Origin of the sequence: Bordetella muralis (assembly GCF_965139205.1) — a bacterium.
Classification (GTDB): Bacteria; Pseudomonadota; Gammaproteobacteria; order Burkholderiales; family Burkholderiaceae_B; genus Bordetella_A; species Bordetella_A muralis.
Genome location: NZ_CBCSIU010000002.1, coordinates 305,477 through 326,547, shown reverse-complemented (window position 1 = coordinate 326,547; position 21,071 = coordinate 305,477). Strand labels below are relative to the sequence as shown.

20 protein-coding genes are annotated in these 21,071 nt (G+C 59.1%); 13 read left to right on the top strand and 7 right to left on the bottom strand.

All coding sequences use genetic code 11. The annotated features are described in order from the left end of the window. The first annotated feature begins 5 nt into the window (after positions 1 to 5). Positions 6 to 1,727 (top strand): hypothetical protein, encoded by a 1,722-nt coding sequence (locus tag ACNA0I_RS05940; protein ID WP_415805145.1) that lies wholly within the window; start codon positions 6 to 8, stop codon positions 1,725 to 1,727. On the opposite strand, the gene ACNA0I_RS05935 is transcribed toward ACNA0I_RS05940, so the two are convergent. The 7 genes from ACNA0I_RS05935 to ACNA0I_RS05905 all read right to left on the bottom strand — a co-directional run bounded on the left by ACNA0I_RS05935 (position 1,724) and on the right by ACNA0I_RS05905 (position 7,626). Then, positions 1,724 to 2,722: an SDR family oxidoreductase gene (locus tag ACNA0I_RS05935; RefSeq protein WP_415805144.1), complete on the bottom strand. Its 999-nt coding sequence runs from the start codon at positions 2,720 to 2,722 to the stop codon at positions 1,724 to 1,726. The two genes, ACNA0I_RS05940 and ACNA0I_RS05935, sit on opposite strands and share 4 nt — an antisense overlap. 98 nt (positions 2,723 to 2,820) lie before the next feature. Then, positions 2,821 to 3,525, bottom strand: coding sequence for an SDR family oxidoreductase (locus ACNA0I_RS05930; RefSeq protein WP_415805143.1), 705 nt, complete (start codon positions 3,523 to 3,525; stop codon positions 2,821 to 2,823). Between the two features lie 80 nt (positions 3,526 to 3,605). Further along, positions 3,606 to 4,145, bottom strand: a complete 540-nt coding sequence (locus ACNA0I_RS05925) for a MarR family winged helix-turn-helix transcriptional regulator (RefSeq protein ID WP_415805142.1) — start codon at positions 4,143 to 4,145, stop codon at positions 3,606 to 3,608. A 47-nt stretch (positions 4,146 to 4,192) separates the two neighbouring features. Beyond that, positions 4,193 to 4,708 carry an aromatic-ring-hydroxylating dioxygenase subunit beta gene (locus tag ACNA0I_RS05920; protein WP_415805141.1) on the bottom strand — a complete coding sequence of 172 codons (516 nt, stop codon included), beginning with the start codon at positions 4,706 to 4,708 and terminating at the stop codon, positions 4,193 to 4,195. Positions 4,709 to 4,721: 13 nt separating this feature from the next. Next, on the bottom strand, positions 4,722 to 6,011 hold the full coding sequence (locus tag ACNA0I_RS05915) for an aromatic ring-hydroxylating dioxygenase subunit alpha (RefSeq protein WP_415805140.1): 1,290 nt from the start codon (positions 6,009 to 6,011) through the stop codon (positions 4,722 to 4,724). Between the two features lie 28 nt (positions 6,012 to 6,039). Beyond that, positions 6,040 to 7,311, bottom strand: a complete 1,272-nt coding sequence (locus ACNA0I_RS05910) for an NAD(P)/FAD-dependent oxidoreductase (RefSeq protein ID WP_415805139.1) — start codon at positions 7,309 to 7,311, stop codon at positions 6,040 to 6,042. A 3-nt stretch (positions 7,312 to 7,314) separates the two neighbouring features. Then, positions 7,315 to 7,626, bottom strand: a complete 312-nt coding sequence (locus ACNA0I_RS05905) for a non-heme iron oxygenase ferredoxin subunit (RefSeq protein WP_415805138.1) — start codon at positions 7,624 to 7,626, stop codon at positions 7,315 to 7,317. Between the two features lie 380 nt (positions 7,627 to 8,006). Between ACNA0I_RS05905 and ACNA0I_RS05900 the strand changes: the two genes are divergently transcribed. The 12 genes from ACNA0I_RS05900 to ACNA0I_RS05845 all read left to right on the top strand — a co-directional run bounded on the left by ACNA0I_RS05900 (position 8,007) and on the right by ACNA0I_RS05845 (position 20,892). Next, the gene (locus ACNA0I_RS05900; RefSeq protein ID WP_415805137.1) at positions 8,007 to 9,092 is read left to right on the top strand and encodes a TRAP transporter substrate-binding protein; all 1,086 of its coding nucleotides are present in this window, start codon (positions 8,007 to 8,009) and stop codon (positions 9,090 to 9,092) included. A 41-nt stretch (positions 9,093 to 9,133) separates the two neighbouring features. Next, the gene (locus ACNA0I_RS05895; RefSeq protein ID WP_415805136.1) at positions 9,134 to 11,554 is read left to right on the top strand and encodes a xanthine dehydrogenase family protein molybdopterin-binding subunit; all 2,421 of its coding nucleotides are present in this window, start codon (positions 9,134 to 9,136) and stop codon (positions 11,552 to 11,554) included. Next, the gene (locus ACNA0I_RS05890; protein ID WP_415805135.1) at positions 11,551 to 12,426 is read left to right on the top strand and encodes an FAD binding domain-containing protein; all 876 of its coding nucleotides are present in this window, start codon (positions 11,551 to 11,553) and stop codon (positions 12,424 to 12,426) included. Before ACNA0I_RS05895 ends, ACNA0I_RS05890 begins: the two co-directional genes overlap by 4 nt. Then, positions 12,423 to 13,613, top strand: coding sequence for a xanthine dehydrogenase family Fe-S subunit (locus ACNA0I_RS05885; protein WP_415805134.1), 1,191 nt, complete (start codon positions 12,423 to 12,425; stop codon positions 13,611 to 13,613). The genes ACNA0I_RS05890 and ACNA0I_RS05885 overlap by 4 nt, the downstream gene beginning before the upstream one ends. A 63-nt stretch (positions 13,614 to 13,676) precedes the next feature. After that, positions 13,677 to 14,228, top strand: coding sequence for a TRAP transporter small permease subunit (locus tag ACNA0I_RS05880; RefSeq protein WP_415805133.1), 552 nt, complete (start codon positions 13,677 to 13,679; stop codon positions 14,226 to 14,228). Between the two features lies 1 nt (position 14,229). Beyond that, entirely contained in the window at positions 14,230 to 15,891 is a 1,662-nt protein-coding gene (locus ACNA0I_RS05875; protein ID WP_415805132.1) for a TRAP transporter large permease, read from the top strand. A gap of 95 nt (positions 15,892 to 15,986) precedes the next feature. Further along, the gene (locus ACNA0I_RS05870) at positions 15,987 to 16,940 is read left to right on the top strand and encodes an amidohydrolase family protein (RefSeq protein WP_415805131.1); all 954 of its coding nucleotides are present in this window, start codon (positions 15,987 to 15,989) and stop codon (positions 16,938 to 16,940) included. A 37-nt stretch (positions 16,941 to 16,977) separates the two neighbouring features. Continuing rightward, positions 16,978 to 17,808, top strand: coding sequence for an alpha/beta fold hydrolase (locus ACNA0I_RS05865; protein ID WP_415805130.1), 831 nt, complete (start codon positions 16,978 to 16,980; stop codon positions 17,806 to 17,808). A gap of 9 nt (positions 17,809 to 17,817) precedes the next feature. Then, positions 17,818 to 18,873 (top strand): M29 family metallopeptidase, encoded by a 1,056-nt coding sequence (locus tag ACNA0I_RS05860; protein ID WP_415805276.1) that lies wholly within the window; start codon positions 17,818 to 17,820, stop codon positions 18,871 to 18,873. Beyond that, the gene (locus tag ACNA0I_RS05855) at positions 18,870 to 19,493 is read left to right on the top strand and encodes an isochorismatase family protein (protein WP_415805129.1); all 624 of its coding nucleotides are present in this window, start codon (positions 18,870 to 18,872) and stop codon (positions 19,491 to 19,493) included. The genes ACNA0I_RS05860 and ACNA0I_RS05855 overlap by 4 nt, the downstream gene beginning before the upstream one ends. Positions 19,494 to 19,639: 146 nt before the next feature. Continuing rightward, a complete protein-coding gene (locus ACNA0I_RS05850; RefSeq protein WP_415805128.1) occupies positions 19,640 to 20,110 on the top strand; it encodes a hypothetical protein in 471 nt (156 codons plus the stop codon). Positions 20,111 to 20,478: 368 nt separating this feature from the next. Further along, the gene (locus ACNA0I_RS05845) at positions 20,479 to 20,892 is read left to right on the top strand and encodes a VOC family protein (protein WP_415805127.1); all 414 of its coding nucleotides are present in this window, start codon (positions 20,479 to 20,481) and stop codon (positions 20,890 to 20,892) included. Positions 20,893 to 21,071 lie beyond the last annotated feature (179 nt).

Here is a 21,071-nt window from a genome sequence, read left to right as displayed (position 1 = left end):
TTCCCATGCTCGAATCGCTCTCCCAGTACTCGGCCGCGCAATCGACGTCCGTTCTGCGCCATACCTACCCGGCAACGATCAATCGTCAACACGTGTATTTACCTGCGGAACTGGGACGACGCATTACCGAGCGTTTGCAGGCCATGCGAGCGCAGCGCTGGGTATCTCGATTATGGGCAGGCGACGCCAAACTATGGACCGATACTGACGAGAGCCATTGGATGGGATGGGTCGACCCGTCGCGCCAGGAATCCGTGATACGCCGCTATCTGGGTCAATGCGCATGGCTGCGAGACAACGGCTGCGTCAACGCTATCCTCATGGGCATGGGCGGAGCCGCGTTGGGGGCTCATGTCCTGCAAAATGCCTTGGGCAGCGCGGCTGGCGGTCTACGGCTGCATGTGCTGGACTCGACCGATCCGGATCAAGTGGCAGCGCTGCAGCGCCGCGTTGCACCGGAAAACTGCCTGCACATCGTCGCCAGCAAGTCAGGCACCACGATGGAATCGACACTGCTCGCGCAACACTTCTATAAGATTGCGCGAGACAGAATCGGCGCCCATGCCGGCCGGCACTTCTGCGCCATTACCGATCCCGGCTCGCCGTTGCAGGCGCTCGCAGAGCAACAAGGGTATGCCGCCATTTTTACCGGCGATCGCACGGTAGGGGGACGCTACTCGGTGCTTTCGCCCTTTGGCCTGGTGCCGCTGGTTCTCATGGGCCACGATCCGATAGACTTTCTACGCCACGCCAAGCTGCTGCGTAATCACTGCGGTCCACGGGTTCCGCTGAACAACAATCCCGCCGCCTTGTTAGGGGCGACATTAGGCGAAGCGGCCCTGGCTCACCGCGACAAGGTCACTATCTGGGCCGAGCCCGAACTCGAGGGTCTCGGTGAGTGGATTGAGCAACTGTTAGCTGAATCGACAGGAAAGTTTGGCGGTGGACTTATCCCCGTCAATCAAGAGCCGATAGGGCAGGCGGACCGTTATTCGTCAGACCGCCTGTTCGTCATACTGCGTCACGGCAGCACGATGGAGCGGCAGCGGGACGCCTTGCGAGCAGCCGGCCAGGCCGTCATCGATGTGGAAATCGGCGAGGGTGCCGCCTTGGCACAGGAATTCTATCGCTGGCAGTTTGCCACCGCCTTGGCAGGCTCCATCCTCCAGGTCAACCCCTTTGACCAACCGGACGTAGAGGCCAGCAAATCGCGCACCCGTCAATTGCTCGGCGCCCCTGTGACGCCGGCAAACGGGCAACGTTACGGCAGCCTGATCGTTGACACCGGCGATAAGCAGGATCTGGGCGAATGGCTGCAGACGCAGGCTGCACGCTATTTCGCGTTGCTGGCCTATGTTCCGTGCAATTCGCGCAACCGCGCGTGGCTCTCGTATTGGCAAGGCCGTCTGAGGGACCTGTTCGGCACAGCCGCCACCGCGGGATTTGGACCACGTTATCTTCATGCCAGCGGTCAACTGCACAAGGGTGGCCCCGCAGGCGGCGCGTATCTATTCATCGGCCGCCAGGCTTGCAACGCCAACGAATTGGGCAGGTGCCAAGCCGCCCAGGCACAGGCCGACCTGGCAGAATTACGTGCGCGCGGCAGACGCTGCGCCGCCGTCTGGTTCGCGGGGGATGCCGTCCAGGGCATGCGCGATCTTGGGGCGCTGCTCGAGCAGGCGCTAGGCGTCACCAGTCCCAGCGCCGCAGATGCAGCCCGGGCCTAGTGGCGACGTCGGGCGAGTACGGTGCCGACCAACAGCACCGCACCCGTCCCCAGCCAGAACATCCCTTTACCACGTGTGTTGACTTCCGTGTAATAGCTGTGGCGCCGAACCTTCGAAGGCGATGGCGTGGCTGCGCGGACGCCAGGCTCGTATAACCCGTCGCCGCCCTCGGTGGCTGGCACGTCGCTGCGTTGATGCCGCGTCAGCCACCCCCCCAGCGCGTCCATCAAGCCCGGTGCACGATGGCCCAGCGAGGACATGATCTTGGCGGCCGAGCCGACATACAGATCCCGCTGCGGTTTGTGGGCCGCATACAGAATGGCCTGCGCCACCGCTTCCGGCGAATAAATCGGAGGCGGCAAGACGGGCTCGACGTCCATATAGTTGCGCGCGCGGCGTGTGTAGTCCGTATCGATAGATCCGGGCTTGATCAGCGTCACGCTCACTGGCAAGTTTTCTTGCATCAGCTCCATGCGCAAGGCATCGGTAAACCCTTTCACGGCATGCTTGGCGGCCGAATATGCGCCTTGCATGGGAATTGCCCGATCGGAGACTTCGCTGCCCACGTTGATCAGTGCGCCGCCTCGCTCTCGTAAATAGGGTACGGCCGTGAGCGACCCATACACCACGCCCCAGTAGTCCGTCTCGAAGAGCTTGCGCTGATCTTCAATCGGTACGCTTTGCAATGGCCCGAAAATAGACACGCCGGCGTTGTTCACCCACGTATCGACCGAACCATAGGCTTCCAGCGCTGCCTGCAGCAATCTGTGATGATCTTCCTCGATCCCCACGTCCATCGTTACGGTAGTAACCTGGCCGCCGTCAGTTCGGATCGATTCCGCTACCTTGTCCAATTCAGCCGCATCGCGGCCGGCCAGGACGACCCGAGCGCCTGCCCGGGCAGCGGCGCGGCCCGTGGCCGCCCCAATACCGCTGCTGCCGCCAGTGATGACGAGCACCTGCTCAGCCAACGGTTTCAAATTCAATTTACGCATCGCGACCTCCCTGTGAAAACCGGAAGTCGCTGCAAGCCCCGTGCCTGGATGGGGCCCTCGCTGCCGTAAAAACGTGGGCGAGGGCGCTCATCCCTTCGTCATACAGACCGGGTCAATCCGCCATCGACCCGAATATTCTGCCCGGTGATGTACGCCGCACCTTCGCTCGCCAGAAAGGCTACCGTGGCGGCAATTTCGTCACTTGTGCCGTAACGCTTCATTGGCACGTTGTCACGACGCTCATCCCGTTGCGGCAGACTGTCGATCCATCCAGGCAAGACGTTGTTGATGCGGATATTGTCCTGGGCATACGTATCGGCAAAAATCTTGCTGAACGCCGCCAACCCGGCGCGGAACACTGCCGACGTCGGAAACATATCGCTGGGCTCGAACGCCCACGCGGTGGAAATATTGATGATTGCGCCGCCTTTCTGTTTCTGCATGACAGGGGTCACCAGACGAGTCGGGCGGATCACGTTCATCAGATAGGTGTCCATCCCCTTGTGCCAGTCATCGTCGCTGATCTCCAGAATCTGCGCACGCGGTCCGTGCCCGGCACTATTGACCAGCACGTCGATCCGATCCCATTTCGCGACAGCCGCATCGACCAGGCGGCGCAGATCGTCGTTGGACTGATTGCTGCCTGTGACGCCGATGCCGCCCAGTTCCTGGGCCAGTGCCTCGCCCTTGCCGGACGACGACAGAATCCCGACCTTGAAACCGTCCGCGGCCAGACGCCGGGCTGCAGCCGCGCCCATGCCGCTGCCGCCTGCAATGATCAATGCGACTTTTTCTGCTTTCATAGTGACTCCTGCAAACAAAAAAACGATATATGGTGTACGAGAGGGTAGCAGTATCTCGGTGGCCTGCCCGTCGGCGACCCTCAGAAACCGCGCAGTACCGTGCGGCCATACTGGTTGTTGCCCTCTACCAGCGTAGCGAGCAAACGCATGAACACCTCTCGGCTGCGCGCGGTCAGTGGTTCCAGCAGACGCTCCTGGGCGCGCGCCATGCCAGCATGGAGCTCCTCGACCACACTGGCGCCTTCTTTGGTCAGTTTGGCCTGGCGTGAGCGTTTGTCTGCGGGATTGGTGCGGCGTTCGATCAGGCCGCGTTCTTGCAGCCGTTTGACCACATCTGCCGTGGTCGTGCGGTCCAGCCCCACGTCCATGCCTATCTCTGTCTGATCCATCCACGGCACGAGCGACAAGGCGGTCAGGATGCCGTACTGGACCGGTGTGATGTTGTGAGCATGACATTCCTCAAAGAACATGGCGTAGTGGATCTGGTTCAAACGCCGTACGAGGAACCCGGGCCGTTCCCACAGTACCTCGCGGGCCACGTCCGCAGCCTCATTCGTGCTGGATGCCTTTGGGGAGGCTGATTTTCGGGTAACGGGAGTCTGCTTCTTTGATAGTGTCATGCGACCGAGTTTCCAATCCCCGCCAGCGGCGAGGGAAGACTGAGATTTTATACAGGATGGACCAGATCATTCGCCAGAATGTTGGTATCGTAAATGACGTCGCGTCGTTTTAGCAGCAAACGGCCGTGCTCCCGGACAAACACGTCGTGATAGCTGCCGGCCAGGTGTACCGTCGTGGGGCCTTCCACGAGCGTCTGCATCAATAGAAAGGTGGCGTGCGCCTCAACCTCGCTGTCCGTGTCATCGATCACACGTACATTGCTGACAATGTGCAGCAAATAACGGGGTGCGAACATTTGAGTACGGGAAATCGCTATGGCACGGTCATGCATCATGTCACGGCCCTCGGCGTAGACCAGACCAACGGGCAGATTCAATTCCGCATTTTCACGAGAGGTGATTCGATAGAGCGCGTCGGCCGTAAAAAAATCAGGCCATCGCTCTACATCGCCGCCATCTAGTGCTGCACAATATTCTGCATGGAACAGTTCTATTTCGGCCTTCAGCAATACCGCTTTCTCAATGGCTAAACGGCTAGGCACGTAAGTGTTCTTTTCGTTCATGTCGTCGGGCTCTTCAAAATTCCATGACTTGGCGGTAGTACTGATACATGGCGCGAATGGCGGCCTCGGAAATCAGCGAGTCGGAGGTTCCCACCTTGCCGCTCTCCAGCTTGAGCACGTTGAGATCCGTGCTGGAACGGCGTACGCCTTCTTGAACGAACTTCATGGCTTCGTTGTCTTCCAGGCCCAGAAAACCCGCCGGCCCCATCAGATTGCCTTGGCGCAGGCGATGGCGCTGCATCTCGTCGGTGTCGTCCTCATAGCCGAACATGGTCCATTGCATGATCATGCTGTTAGGGCCATTGGGAATAATGTGACGCACGCCGAGGGTGTTCATCTCCCGTTGCACGATCAGGTTCGGCCAAATGGTTTGCATCGTCACCGACCAGGGCGAGTCGAATTCCTTGATGTACTCCAGAAACCGATCATCGCGCAGGCGCAGGCCATCATGGAAAGAGCGCATCTCTTTCTTGTTTTCCTCACTCACTGTCGCGTACTTGTCCTCGCTCTTGGCCGATGCCATCGTGCCATGGCGTCCATGGACAGTATCGACCGTCATCGCCGATTTATTTCCCGCCACCAGCAGCCCGAACACGACCAGAAATGAATGCAGCAGCGTGGCGTGATAAGGATCCTTCAGGTTTTCGTGATACATCTTCCAGTTGCAGGGCAGCTCGTTGCGGTAATAGCCCAGTATTTTCAGCGGACGCCCTGGAAATACCGCGTCGAAATCCATGAGCATCTCGGGCGTGAGGTAGTCCTCCAGCGGCTCAACGTCGTGTGAATAGGATGCAAAGATCACGCCATGACGTGTGGTCACGTTCAGCTTGCGCAGGCCATGCTCGTCATTGCGAAAATCGCGCGGCATGCCGCCCGCCTTGTTGACCCCGCGCTTGAAGGGGACGCCCTGCAAATTGCCCTTCAGGTCATAGGACCATTGATGATAAGGGCAGATAAACTCGGCGGTTTTGCCTTGTCCATGCCGGCAAAACTCTGCACCACGATGCGCGCAGCGATTTTCAAAGACATGCAGGCTGCCGTCTTCCGCGCGTGACACCACCACGGGAACGGCGCCTACATAAGACCGCTTATAACTGCCAGGCTCGGGCACCTCGGCCTCCAGGCCCACGAAATTCCACGTTTTTCCGCGAAAGATCCGGTCCTGTTCGAGCTCGTAGACGGCCTGGCTGGTATAGACCCAGTCAGGCACATAATGCAACGCGTCCTCTGGCCACACGCAGTCGGCTAGCGGAGGATCTTTTCGAGCGGGCGTAATGCCGATCACGGTTTGTGATTGATACATGGATAAAGCTCCTGAATGATGTGCGCCGTCAGGCTGGTTGTGCCATGCACGATTTAACGAATGGTTTTAAGCCGGTGGCCATGTCCGCAAAGACCTCTGCGGGAATGCGAACCGATTGCTCGAACAGCGGACGCAACACCCGCAAGTCGCCTCCCGCATTGATCGCTACGCCATGTACCGGGACGCCATCACGCAATCCAAGATACAAGCATTTGGGAACGGACTCGTTCGGCGCGGCGTCGCCGCGCACGACATATTCGAGGTCGGGGGATGGGGCGCCCAATATCTGGATATTGCAGCCCAACTGATCAGTCCAGAACCAAGGGTAGGGGACCGCGGGCCTAGCCGCATTCAGGATGGCAGCCGCGGCGATGGCCGCTTGGGTGTTCGCGTTCTGCCACGACTCAATTCGCACAGGGGTGTCGCCCGGAGCCTGATACTGGCTGGCGCAGTCACCGGCTGCCCAAACGTACTCGTTCGAAGTCCGGCAATGCCTGTCCACCAGCACGCCGCCGGTCTCGGCGCAGATCGATAGATTCGCGGCATGGGCGAGTGCGGTGTCTGGCGTCAGGCCGATCGAGACCAGCACATGATCAGCATCGATGACACTGTCGTCGCCTAGCGTGATCGCCATCTTCCCATCAGCAGAGGCGTCCGCGAGCGCGCTGGTCACCGCAACGCCCAGACGTACGTCCAGCCCCATTGCTCGGGCGCGCTGTGATAGCCAATGGCTGACCTGAGGGGGCAACACCCGGCCCAATAATGCCGGTCCGCCTTCGAGCACCGTCACGTTGGCGCCGCGCTGCTTGGCGCTCCAGCCGGCCTCCAAACCGAGAAAACCACCGCCGATCACCACCAATCGCATACCGGGCCTCAGAGCCGAACCCAAGGTCATTGCGTCGTTCAGGGTACGCAGGGTGTGCACGGTCGCTGAGCGCGGCAACATGGGTAGGTGCTTGGCTCGTCCTCCGGTGGCCAGCAAACAGGCGTCGTATGTCAACGTTCTGCCATCTGACAGGCCGACCTCGCGTCGTTGGGCATCAAGCAATTGAGCACTGACTCCGGTGATCACTTCGATGTTCTGTTCCGAATAAAACTCCGCGGGATACACCCTGCCTATGGCGAGATCGACGTCTTGCTCCAATGCGGCTTTGGACAGAGGAGGGCGCTCGTATGGCAGATGAGCTTCATTGCCGATTATCGTGATGCGCCCGTCATAACCCAGATCGCGCAGCGTGCGTGCCGCGACCGCGCCTGCCTGGCCGGCACCAATGATCAGAATGGTTTTCGGCGTGGACATGGTTCAGGTATCCAGTTGGGCATAGACGGAGCCGTCCTCGACGCGAACCGGGTAAACCCGGATAGGCACCGTGGCGGGCCCGCACCGGGGAATGCCCGTACTCAAATCGAACTGGGCTTGGTGCAGCGGACACTCGACACAGCCGTCCTCCACATACCCCTCGGCCAACATGGCGTGGCCGTGCGTACAGATGCCGTCGGAAAGAAAGAGCTCGCCGTCGCATTTGTATAACGCCAACTGAACCTGGCCTGCCGTGATTGATATGGCGCTGTCGTCGTCGATCTCCTGCACCGAAGCAATGCGAGTCCAATCCATGATTTTCCTTTGAAAATGATCAGCACACTGAATAAATTCTAGCAGTGAAAATTTTTTTGATCCAGTTCTCGATCACACATTTTTCATGCATTGGGGAATGCCCTGATTGCCTTGTCGCTCAGCGCATTAATCGGTTCATTAGTGCATATATATGGGGTTATTTACGGAAATTACAGTGCATAGAATTATTGGAAAGTGCGCGTATAAGATCAGGAAAAAAACCTATTGACTGAACTGATAAATAGTCAGCATACTGATTATAAATCAGCTTGAGTTTTGGTTTGGTCGTGTCATGATCCGGTGGCACGGTCTCTGCGCAGCGCGCCGGATACTCCACAGCAAAGGGCCGAATACGGCCATTCAAAACAAGGGAACCAGCTATGCAACGTCGTCGTTTCTTGACCCACGCCGCGGGTATCGGTGCAGTGGCCGTAGCAGCGCCAGCAGTGGCGCAAAGTTCTGCCACCGTCCGCTGGCGCATGTCCACCAGTTGGCCCAAAAGCCTCGATGCCATGTACGGGTCGGCTGAGGCGCTCACCAAACGCGTCGCCGAGTTAACCGACGGCAAATTTGAAATCCGCGCCTTTCCCGCCGGGGAGCTCGTGCCCCCGGCGCAGAACATGGACGCCGTCAGCAATGGCACCGTGGAGTGCAACCACGTCCTCGCCACCTTTCATATTGGAAAGAACACGGCATTGGCTTTCGACACAGGTCTATCGTTCGGATTGAGTGCGCGTCAACATAACGCGTGGATCCACTACGGCGGCGGTCTCGAAAAACTGCGCGCGCTCTACAAGAAATACAACATCGTCAATCACGTCTGTGGCAACGTGGGTGTGCAGATGGGGGGATGGTTCCGCCGCGAGATAAAAACGGTGGAGGATCTCAAAGGACTCAAAATGCGTATCGGCGGCATTGGAGGGATGGTGCTCTCGAAACTGGGTGCCATCCCTCAACAGATCCCCCCCGGCGACATCTATCCCTCGCTGGAGAAAGGCACGATCGACGCCGCCGAATGGATCGGCCCTTATGATGACCTGAAGCTCGGCCTCAACAAGGTCGCGCCATACTATTACTCGCCGGGCTGGTTCGAGGGCAGTGCCTCGATCACCACCATGGTCAATGCCGAGGCCTGGAATGCATTGCCTCCGCTTTTCAAAGCGGCATTCGAGTGCGCCAGCTCGGAGCAGACCATGAAAATGCTCGCAAAATACGATGCCAGCAACCCCGGCGCCTTGAAATCGCTAATCGCCGGCGGCGCAAAGCTGTCGTTCTTTCCCCGCGACGTCATGGATGCCGCCTATAAGGCCTCGCAAGAACTCTGGAAAGAGTTGGGCGCGTCCAACCCCGATTTCGCCGCGCTTTATCCGCAATGGGCCGAGTTCCAGCGCGACGAGGCGAGTTGGTTCCGCGTGGCCGAGAGCGCGCTCGATAACTACACATTCCAGGCAGTGACCCGCCGTTGAACCATCCGGCGGCGAGCAGCCGCCGATTTCCTGAGGTATTTATGCACGAAAAGCCTCCCGCCTCGAACAGTGCGGCACCGCAAGGTGTCGGCGCGCGCGTCCCTCGCAAGGAGGACATTCGCCACCTCATGGGCAAAGGCCAGTTTGTTGGAGACATGTCCATGCCTGGTCTGTGCGAAGTCGCGTTTCTTCGCAGCCCCCTCGCTCATGCCAGCCTGGACCGGATCCACCTGCCGGAATCGCTCGCGGGGAAGGCGTTCACCCGCGAGCATATGCAGGTACGGGATATCGTCGCGGATTCGACGCTGCCCACCTACCAGCGTTCCGCGCAGCCACCGCTGGCCAGCGGCAAAGTGCGATTCGTCGGTGAACCCATCGCCATGGCGATTGCCGCCTCTCGCGCGGAGGCCGAAGACCTGATCGAGGAGCTCAATGTCGACTATGGCGAGCTGCCTGTCTACGCCAATACGGAATCGGCGCTCGCGGCTACGGACCACCTCGTTCATGAGGAATGGCACGACAACGTGTTCGTCACCTTGAAGGCGGATCGGGATTTCGACGTGGCGGCGTTCGATGCGCCAGTGGTCGTGCGACGGCGGGTCGAGCTGGCGCGTCAGTGCATGGTGCCCATGGAAGGCAAGGCCGTGCTGGCCTATTGGGACCATCGCGATGATCAACTGGTTGTGATCAGCGCGACCCAAGTTCCACACATGATACGTACGGGGCTGGCTGAATGCCTGGAGATGGACCAGACCAAGATTCGGGTCATATCCCCGGATGTGGGCGGCGCCTTCGGATACAAATGCGTGCTGCAGCAAGAAGAGGTCTGTATTGCATGGCTGGCAAAGACCTATAAACGGCCGTTTCGGTACCTCGAGGACCGTCGGGAGCATCTCATCGCCGGCGCCAACACGCGAGAGCATTACTACGACATGACGGCCTACGCCGACCGCGACGGACGGCTGCTGGCACTCGATGCGCACATCGTGATCGACGGCGGTGCCTATTCGGTCTGGCCGTTCACGATCGGCCTGGAGCCAGGCCAAGCAACGGGCAATCTCCCCGGTCCGTACGATTTTCAGCGATACCGTTGCCTGACGCAGTGCGTGGCGACAAACAAACCCGGTTTTGTCCCATACCGTGGGGTGGCGCGCACCGGCGTGTGCTTTGCCATCGAGTTGATGATGGACGCGATCGCATCCGAGGTCGGCCGCGAACCCTGGGACGTCAGGCTGCTGAATCTGGTCAAGCCAGAGCAAATGCCCTATGTCAACGTCGCGAACAAACATTTCGACAGCGGCGACTATCCCGCCAGCCTGCGCCGCGCGCTGGAAATGATTGATGCGCCCGCGATACGCGCGCGTCAAGCGCATGCGGAACGGGACGGACGTTTGATCGGCCTCGGCGTGGCGACCTACACCGAGCAGTCCGCCCACGGCACCTCGGTGTTTGCGGCGTGGGGAACGCCAGTGATACCGGGCTACGACCAAGCCGGCGTCAAAGTCACCCCAGATGGCGGCCTGGAGATACGCGTGGGCGTGCATTCCCATGGACAGGGAATGGAAACAACGTTTGCTCAGATCGCCCACGAGATTCTAGGCGTCAATGTCGAGAACATCAGGGTCATACACGGCGATACGGGCCAAACGCCATTCTCTACGGGGACCTATGCATCGCGCTCCCTGGTGATGTCGGGCGGCGCGGTCTCTCAAGCGTGTAAAGAGCTGGCGCCACGCATTCTGCATATCGGCGCACACCTGTTGAAAGCCGAGCTTTCCACTGCCGAATTGCGCGCTGGTGCGGTATGGGCAGGTAGCAATTCGGTCGGGATTCGTGACGTCGCCCAAGCTTGGTATATCAATCCCCAAACCCTGCCAGCGGACGCCCACGTCGGCGGCCTGGAGACCACCGTGGGGTACAAGCCCAAGGTCGACAGTGGCGCGTTCACCTACGCCACCCATGCCGCCGTGGTCGCGGTGGATCCCGGTACGGGCGAGGTCGAGATTCTGGACTATGTCGTGGTCGAAGACTGCGGCACCATGGTGAATCCCATGGTGGTCGAGGGGCAGACCTTTGGGGGCATCGCACAGGGCTTGGGAACGGCCCTCTACGAGGAAACTCCCTACGACGAAAATGCGCAACCCTTGGCGTCGACCTTTGCCGACTATGTCATGCCTGGCGCCACAGAGGTACCGCATATTCGCATCGATCATTTTGAAACCCCGTCGCCGCATACCGAGTTTGGTGCCAAAGGCATGGGGGAGGGGGGAGCCATTGCGCCGCCCGCTGTGATCTACAACGCGGTAAACGACGTGCTTCGGCGGTTGAATGCGCCGGTAGTCAACCGCACGCCATTGACTCCCGCGAGATTACGGCACGCCTTGGCAGGCGCGAATAGCGCAACCGCGAGGCACCCGGCAACGCTTGCGACGGTGCAAGCCGAGGTGGAGGCTCAATCATGAAGGCAGCACGTTTTGATTACGCATGTCCGGTGACGCTGAACGACGCGCTCGCCGGCCTGCGAGGCGCCAAACCCATGGCGGGCAGCCAATCCCTGGGCCCCATGTTGAACCTGCGTTTGGCGCGTCCTCCCGCCGTGGTGGATATCTCTCGTGTCGCGGAAATGCGCCAGGTCGAGCGCCGCGGCGCTCGACTGCGTGTGGGCGCGGCGGTGACGCATGCCGAAATCGAGGATGGCGTGCACGAATGCCTTCGAGGCCATCCGATGCAACACGTCGCGCAGCGCATTGCCTATCGTGCAGTCCGCAATCGCGGGACGCTAGGTGGCAGCCTCGCTCACGCCGACCCCGCGGCCGACTGGGTCGTCGTCTGTGCCGGACTGGACGCCAGGATAGAAATCGCCGGGCCACGGCAAGCAGTACGCCACGAGAGCGTTCAGCAATTCATGGCGGGCGCATACACGACCTCACTCCAAGAAGGCGAACTCATCGTCGCCGTCGATGTTCCTGCCTTTAGCGCCGAATCTCGATTTGGCTACTACAAATTCTGCAGAAAGACCGGGGAGTTTGCCGAAGCCAGTTGCGTGGCGTGGTTTGACCCCGCCAGTCGTACCGCCCGAATCGTCCTGGGCGCCATTGACGCTACGCCTCGCTCGTTGATGGCATTGGCACATGCCTGTGCAAAAACAGGCAGATCAGCCGTCACGGCATCGTCGATACGTTCGGCGGTGGAACAAGCGCTGCCCGAGAAAGACGGCGTCGAGCGCCACCTTTACGAAACCGCGGTGACCCGCTGCCTGGATCAAGCGCTCAACGACGCGTTGCCCGTGGCGGAACCCTCCTTTGAACGCAAGGCGAGCGAGATTGCGCGATGAATAGAGTTTCCATGACAGTCAATGGCCAACAAGTGTGCCATGACGTTCCCGCTCGGATGCATCTGGCGGATTATCTGCGCGACAAAGAGCATCTCACCGGTACACACCTTGGGTGCGAGCACGGTGTGTGCGGGGCCTGTACGGTACTGCTCGATGGAAAGCCGGTCAGATCCTGCATAACGTTCTCTGTCGCCTGCGAGTCGCGCAACATCACCACGGTCGAAGGCTACGACGATGACCCCGTCATGCAGCGTTTGCGTCTGGCTTTTCGGGCCCATCACGCGCTGCAGTGCGGCTTTTGCACGCCAGGTATGCTGGCCACGGCCCGCGACATCGTGCTGCGCCTGCCGGATGCGGACGAAAAGCGGATCCGTATCGAGCTCGCCGGCAATCTGTGCCGTTGCACCGGGTATATGGGGATAGTCGCGGCAATACAGTCAGTCCTCGACGAGTTGCGCGAGCTGCCCGATCCCGCGGTTACGGCGTTGCGTGCCGGGCTATCCACGCCAGCGATCATTCCCATCGCTCATGAAAAGACGATGCCAGTTTTCGATCCCGTCGAGCCTATGGACAGCGCTGTGAAACAGGCACAGCCCTCGGCGCCTGCCTCACCCGGCAGGGGCGACAGCAAAGGAAAAGGACAGCATATCAATGGTGAGTTCACCGTACCTTTTCCGCCCGAGCGGGTCTGGTCATTCATGGTGGATCTCCCCATGGTGGCGGGTTGCTTGCCCGGTGCGCAGATAACCTCTCAACAGGGCAATGAAGTCCAGGGCCATATCGCCATCAAGTTCGGTCCGATGCAGGCCGCGTTCCAGGGGACCGCGCAACTCGAGCTCGACAACGAAAAGCGGTTCGCCGTGTTGCATGGCACGGGGCGCGATACCGTCAGCCAGTCGCGCGCGCAGGGCGACATCCAGTATCGGATACTGGCCGAAGGGCAGGGCACGCGAGTCGAGATTGATATGGACTATTCGCTGCAGGGCCCATTGGCACAGTTCTCGCGTTCAGGCCTGGTTCAGGATTTCGTGCGCCGCATGATCGCCGAATTTGGGCGTAACGTGACGCGACGCATCGAAAACCCGAGCTCGGCAGACGAGCCGGTCAAAGCCTTGAATCCAGTGGTGCTGTTCTTCGGTGTACTCAAAGATCGCATTCTGCGCCTGTTCCAGCGACGCCGGCGATAGCCCGGTACGTATGGTGTAACGCTTTCCCATCAACCGCACGTTATCCACATCAAGAGACTGCCAATGCAAGCCTTGCTTAGGGTATCCCATGCCATAGACGCAATAAGCATTTTTGTAGGCCGCATTGTGGCTTGGCTTATCCTGGCCATGGTGCTGATCAGCACGGCCAACGCCGTCGGGCGCAAGCTTTTTCATACCAGCTCGAATGCGTGGCTGGAAATCCAGTGGTATATGTTCGGCGCACTGTTCCTGCTGACGGCCGGGTATGCATTGCTGCGCAACGATCACGTGCGCGTCGATATCATCGCTCAGCGATTCTCGCGCCGGGCGCAGGTACGCATGGAAATCGCTGGCGTACTGTTTTTTCTGTTGCCCGGTTGCGGTCTGATCATGTGGCTAGCGTGGCCCATGTTCTGGGAATCATATGTCAGCGGCGAGATGTCTTCCAATTCAGGCGGCCTGATCCGCTGGCCCGCGAAATTGCTGGTGCCCGTCGGTTTCACATTGTTGATCGTGGCGGCCCTGTCGCACCTCATCAAGTGCGTAGGGTTTCTGAAAGGCCTGTGCGGCGATCCGCGCGAACGCGAAACGAACTCGGCAAAAAAGGCAGACTGACATGGAATTCTTCATCGGCAACATGGCGCCGATTATGTTCGCCACCCTGATTTTTCTGCTCTTGACAGGGTTCCCGGTCGCGTTCGCATTGATGGCGAATGGCATCCTGTTCGGCGTCATTGGCATGGAACTTGGCCTGCTTTCGCCGTCGCTTTTCCAGGCGTTGCCGCAACGCGTATTTGGCGTGGTATCCAACGATACCTTGCTGGCCTTGCCGTTCTTTACGTTCATGGGCCTGGTTCTGGAGCGGTCCGGCATGGCAGAGGAGTTGCTGGAAACCGTAGGGCAGCTATTTGGTCCGGTGCGTGGCGGTCTGGCGGTGGCAGTAGTAGCAGTGGGCGCCGTCCTGTCGGCAACGACGGGGGTCGTGTCGGCATCCATCATCTCGATGGGGCTTATTTCCTTGCCCATCATGCTGCGGTATGGCTATGACCGCAGACTGGCCACCGGGGTGATCGCAGCCTCCGGCACGCTGTCACAGATTATTCCTCCCTCCTTGACCTTGATCATCCTGGCCGACCAGCTGGGCCGTTCCGTGGGAGACATGTATCGTGGCGCGATCTTGCCAGGCATACTGATGATCGTCGCGTACCTGACCTACGCCCTCGTTCTCACCTGGATTCGACCTGCCGCGGGACCAGCCATGCCGGCCGCCGCGAGAGATTTCGGGCAGGCCAATGGATCATCGGGGATCCGTTCGTTGGTGGTGCTGATGCTGCTCTCGAGCCTCTGCGCCTATGTCCTGACAGTGAATGTCATTGACCCCAACGCGCCGATTGATGAGACGGGCGTGATCGCCATCCTCTGCTGGGGCTCCGTTGCCTTTCTGCTGGCATCGCTCAACCGGGTATTGCGTCTGGGATGGCTCTCAACAATCGCCGAGCGCGTCACGTTTGCATTGATCCCCCCGCTCGCGCTCATCTTTCTGGTGTTGGGCACGATATTTATCGGGCTGGCCACCCCTACAGAAGGCGGAGCGATGGGTGCGTTGGGGGCAATCGTCATGGCCCTGTTCAAGCGTCGGCTGAGCTTGCCTCTGCTCAAACAGGCAATGGACTCCAGCGCCCGGCTGACGTGTTTCGCACTATTCATCCTGATCGGTTCCACGGTGTTCGGTCTCACGTTTCGCGCTGTGAATGGCGATCTTTGGGTAGAACATCTGCTGGTATCCGTACCAGGAGGCGAAACCGGCTTCCTGATTTTTGTCATGGCATTCGTGTTCGTCGCCGCGTTTTTCCTGGATTTTTTCGAGCTGGCCTTCATTATCGTGCCCTTGCTGGGGCCGGTGGCGGACAAGCTGGGTATCGACCTGATCTGGTTTGGTGTGCTGCTGGCGCTGAACATGCAAACCTCATTCATGCACCCGCCATTTGGCCTGGCCTTGTTCTACCTGCGATCAGTTGCGCCGCGCGAGGATTATCCAGACAGAGTGACTGGCGCCATGATTCCAAAGGTCACCACTGGCCAGATCTATTGGGGTTCCTTGCCGTTTATCGCCATTCAGTTGCTCATGGTGGCCATCGTTCTGTGTATTCCCTCGTTAGTGACGCACTACCGTGATGGCGTGAAAGAAATCGATTCTTCCAATGTGCGAATAGAGATGCAAGGGGGAGGCTTTGAAAGCAATTACGGCACCAACATGAGCAATCCTTTCGGCAAGTAGAATTTTTTTAAACCGTTCATCAGTGTGCTGAATACTTTCGGCCAGAGTTAGTCGACGGTGTGCCGTCCAGCATTTAATCACCAGGAAACAGCGCCATGCGAAAGATTGCATTTGAAGAACATTACACCGCCCCGGGATTTCAGGAATACTCCAAAGTATTCGCGCAACATATCGACGCCGCCACCTATGCAGAGACCGGGCGCCGTCTCGCCGACTTCGATGAGCTGCGGCTCGCGGATATGGATGAGAATGGCATTGACTATGTCATTCTGTCGCAAACGGGGCCAGGAGTTCAGGCCGAACTGGATCCCGCGACGGCGTTGCGACGAGCAAGGGAAAATAATGACTTCCTGGCCGAGCGCATCGCCAAAAACAGCCGTCGATACGGCGGCTTTGCCGTCATCCCCATGCATGATCCCAGAGTCGCTGCGGACGAGCTCGAACGCACGGTGCGCGACTATGGCTTCAAAGGTGCCTTGATCAACGGCCACACGAATGGCACCTATTACGATGGACGCGAGTACGACGTATTTTGGGAACGCGTGCAAGCGCTACAGGCTCCGATCTACTTGCATCCCGCCGACGCGTACGTGATGCCCCATGCCTATGGCGGCCATCCCGTGATCGAGCGCGCGACATGGGGGTGGGGCGTCGAGACAGGTACGCATGCGCTGCGTCTGCTGTTTGGGGGAGTGTTCGATCGATTTCCCGGCGTGCGGTTGATTCTGGGGCACATGGGAGAGGGACTGCCGTTTCTGCGCTGGCGCTTCGATAGCCGGTTTGCGGTGTACCCCCATGGTGTCACGCTCGAGCAGGCGCCATCGGCCTATTTCGGGTCCAACATTTTGATCACGACCTCGGGCGTCTGCTCGCATCCGACGCTGGTGGCCGCCATTGCCGAAATGGGCGCCGAAGCCGTCATGTTCTCGGTGGACTATCCCTACGAGTCCAGCGCGATCGCCGCCGAGTTCATCGAAACCGCGCCACTCGATGAGGCCACACGCGCATTGGTGTGCCATGGCAACGCCGAGAGACTATTCAAACTCTGATCGATCTCGAGGCGGATTTTCTCAGCAAGGATTCCATATGAGCACCTATCAATACGGCGGCCATGTGCATGCCAATGGCATACGACAGCATTATTTGCGTTACGGCGGGGCGAAACCGGGAGGAGATCCCGTCATTATCATTCCCGGGATTACCAGTCCGGCGGTGACATGGGGATTTGTGGCCGAGCGTTTCGGCTCGGTGTTCGATACCTACGTCCTGGATGTGCGGGGCAGGGGATTGTCGCAGGCCGATGCTTCTCTGGATTACAGCCTGGATGCACAGGCAGCGGATGTCCTGGCCTTTGCGCAAGCGCTGGGCTTTGAACGATACAGCATCGTGGGGCATTCCATGGGAGCACGCATCGGCATTCGTGCCGCACGCAGTCAATCTCCGGCACTTCATCGTCTCGTGATGGTGGATCCTCCCGTATCTGGCCCCGGGCGTCGCCCGTATCCTGCTCAGTTGCCCTGGTATGTCGGATCCATGGCACAGGCGCGCGCAGGAATGAGCGCGGCGGACATGTCCGTATTTTGCCCGAGTTGGACGGAAGAACAGCGGCAGTTGCGGGCGCAATGGCTGCATACGTGTGACGAGCGCGCCATTCTGGCGAGCTTTGATGGTTTTCATATGGACGACATTCATGCCGACCTGGCCCATCTGAAAATACCGGCCTTGCTTATCACCGCCGAACGGGGAGACGTGGTGCGTGATGACGATGTCAACGAACTGCGGGACTTGGTGCCGAAGCTCTTACATATTCGTGTGCGAGATGCCGGCCACATGATTCCGTGGGATAACGAAGAGGGTTTTTATGCCGCATTCGGCACGTTTCTTGGTGTGGCCCTGCCGGGCCCGAATCCACGTTGAGGTGACATGATGCCGGTAAGTGATTACGCAATGGTCAACGCCTGGCAGCAGGTGTTGACGCTGTCCCAACTGCAGCCGGGACAAACCGTGACCATCCTGACAGGGGCAACCACACACGCCCAGACCCTTTCGACGGCGCTGATCGCGGCCCAGTCGATGGGGGCCATCGTCAATCGCCTGGACTTGCCGCCGGTAAATGGCGACAAGGCACTCAGCCGCGACCCGCTCGCGTACCTGGGAACGACACCCCTGACGGGCAACCAGGCCGCCATCGCCGCGCTAAAGGCCAGTGATATCGTGCTCGATCTGATGACGCTGCTGTTTTCACCCGAACAGCACGAGATACTCAAAAGCGGCACCAAGATTCTATTGGCCGTGGAGCCGCCCGAAATCCTCGTGCGCATGGTGCCTACGCCAGCGGACCGCGAACGCGTCAAAGAGGCATCTGCGTGCATAGACGCTGCCAAGACCATGCATGTGACCTCACCAGCGGGGACCGACGTTCGCTTCGCGCTGGGGGAGTTTCCCGCGATCAGTGAGTACGGCTACGTGGATGAACCTGGCAGGTGGGATCACTGGCCTAGCGGATTTGCACTGACCTGGCCTGACGAGGGCAGTGCCGAGGGAGTCATTGTCATCGATCGTGGCGACATTCTGCTGCCGCAGAAATGCTACGCGAATGACGCGATCAGGATAACCGTATCCGGTGGCTATGCCACACAGATTGAGGGCGGTGTCGACGCCGAGCTGCTGAACAGCTACATGGCTTCCTTTAATGATCCAGAAGGCTATGCGATCTCGCATATAGGCTGGGGACTGCAACCACGCGCACATTGGAGCACGCTATCGCTCTATGACCGCGAAGCCTCTATTGGCATGGACGCCCGTGCATTCGAGGGGAATTTCTTGTTTTCATTAGGGCCCAATAACGAGGCCGGCGGCAATCGCACCACGGCCTGCCATATCGATATCCCTTTGCGTGGATGCACGGTCCGTCTGGACGACCGCATCGTCGTCGAACACGGCAAAGTCTTGTTTCCCCCGGCGTCGGGAGAGCCGCAATGACACGGGATCATGATGTCGAGACCTACAGCCGCCAAAGCTTTGGCACAGCCATGGCGCCCAAGGCGCCGTATGGCCTGTTGATTGTCGATTTTGTCAACGGATTCGCCGATCCAGCCGTTTTTGGCGGAGGCAATATTCGCCCCGCCATCGATCGCACCGTGGCATTGCTGGATGCGGCTCGATCACGTCAATGGCCGGTGGCGCATTCGCGTATTGTCTACGCCGATGATGGTGCCGACGCCAATGTTTTCTCCCTGAAAGTGCCTGGCATGCTTGGCCTGAAGGAGCACGAGCCCAATAGCGCCATCGTGCCGGAGCTGACACCGATACCGGGGGAACTTGTGGTGCGCAAGAACGTGCCGTCGGCGTTCTTTGGTACGGGACTCGCGGCGTGGCTATCGTTCCATGGTGTGCAAACCCTGCTGGTGGCCGGTGCGGTCACCAGTGGCTGCGTGCGGGCCAGTGTGGTCGATGCCATGCAATACGGCTTTCGGCCTGTGGTGGTCACTGACTGCGTCGGGGACCGGGCGATTGCGCCGCACGAGGCAAACCTGTTCGATATGGAGCAAAAATATGCCACCTTGATGTCGAGAGACGAGGTGCTGGCGATAGGCTCCTAGCAGGGTAGGGAATAGGGCGCTGCGCCGCGCTGCAAAGATAGAAAATTCAAATACACTACGGCACGGTCAGTGTTCCCTATTCACCTCAGACGCTCTGTGATTTTTCTTTGACGATGTCGGCTACCCACAAACCCAAGTTCCCCCTGATGTCGAGATTCGCGGTATGCGCGGGTCTGTTCAGTATCGGTGCCCTCCTGATAGGCGCCCCATCCCAGAGCCGTGCGCAGGAGGCTGCAGGTGCTCAAGTCGCACAGACGCTCTCGTCAATGGGTCGTCCGGCGCCAGGTACCGACACCTTTGGGCAGCCGCAGTATGTGCTCTCCGGCGAGCCGATCGTGCCGCCGCGCGATTACAGCAAAAGCATCGAGATCCCGCAGCCGCAGGACTACGATCCCCGGGCAGTCGGCATCATCTACGACGTCTGCTTCCTGGGCATCGAAGACGGAAATATGCAGTTCGAGATCCGAGGCTTTTCAGCCGAGGACCTGGATTTTCCCGAAAGCGGCCAGACCATCGAGTTTCCTGTTGATCAAAAGACCATTGTCATCCGCGATCTGACGATCGAGGTTGATGAGGTGCTGCCTGGCAGTTTGACGTACGTGGTTCGACGGTCGTGATCGCTCAGCGGCTGCAGCTCGCAGTTGACCATCAATCGTTGAACTGCGTATACTGCCCGGGCTGCTTGGCAATCAAGCAGCCGTAAGCGTTACCGTCATCCAACGCGTCCTTTTCCGAGAGGAGTCCAGCTGGACAGTTCTCGGTTAACCTGACGCCGTTTCGATGACAGCATTTTTCATTTGCCCGGGCTCCAGCCGGACCCGAACATTTCCCCCGATTTCATTGGCGCTTTTGGTGATTTTCATCGCCGTAGGCCGCTTTCGCGCGTCTATGTCCTATACGGCATACCCACGCAAAGCAGGGGAGCAGCAAGATTCTGTCGGTCTGATGCGGCTTCAAAAGCAACTCACTCATCAAGACTTAAATCATGAACCTTACTGATAATTCCTTTCCAGTCCAGTGCAAGGGTCTGTTGAATCATCTCAGCTTTCCGACGACAGACCCGATGGCCACCGCCGTCTTCTTTCAAAAGTATTTTGGATGCGAGATTGTTGCCGCCGGCGACGCCATCCTGCTCAAGCGCGATGGCATGGACATCGTGCTGGACCACACCTCGAGTCCGGTCCAGTGGCCGGGCAATTTCCATTTTGGCTTCGAGGTCGCAACGCTGGATCAAGTGCACGAGCTATATCGTGTCTTTAACGAAGACGGCGTCAAAATGGAGACCGAAGTCTTCAACAACTCCCGCGGATCGCGCTTTTTCTGCCGTACTCCGGAGGACATTCTGATCGAGGTAAACACCCGAGAGGACAAAGAAGACGACTGGCGCAAGTTGTTCTAAAAAGTCCAAACGTTGAAAGCTAGAGACACTCACGGTCGCTAGGCATTGATCCGTGTCATGGGCACGGATCAATGCAAACCGGCTCGATCAAATAACTGTCACATTTCTGTCGTAGCATCGGCTCCCGACGCAGGGGCGGTACGCGCTCGTGGCGCAAAACTGTATTCACATGACACCGG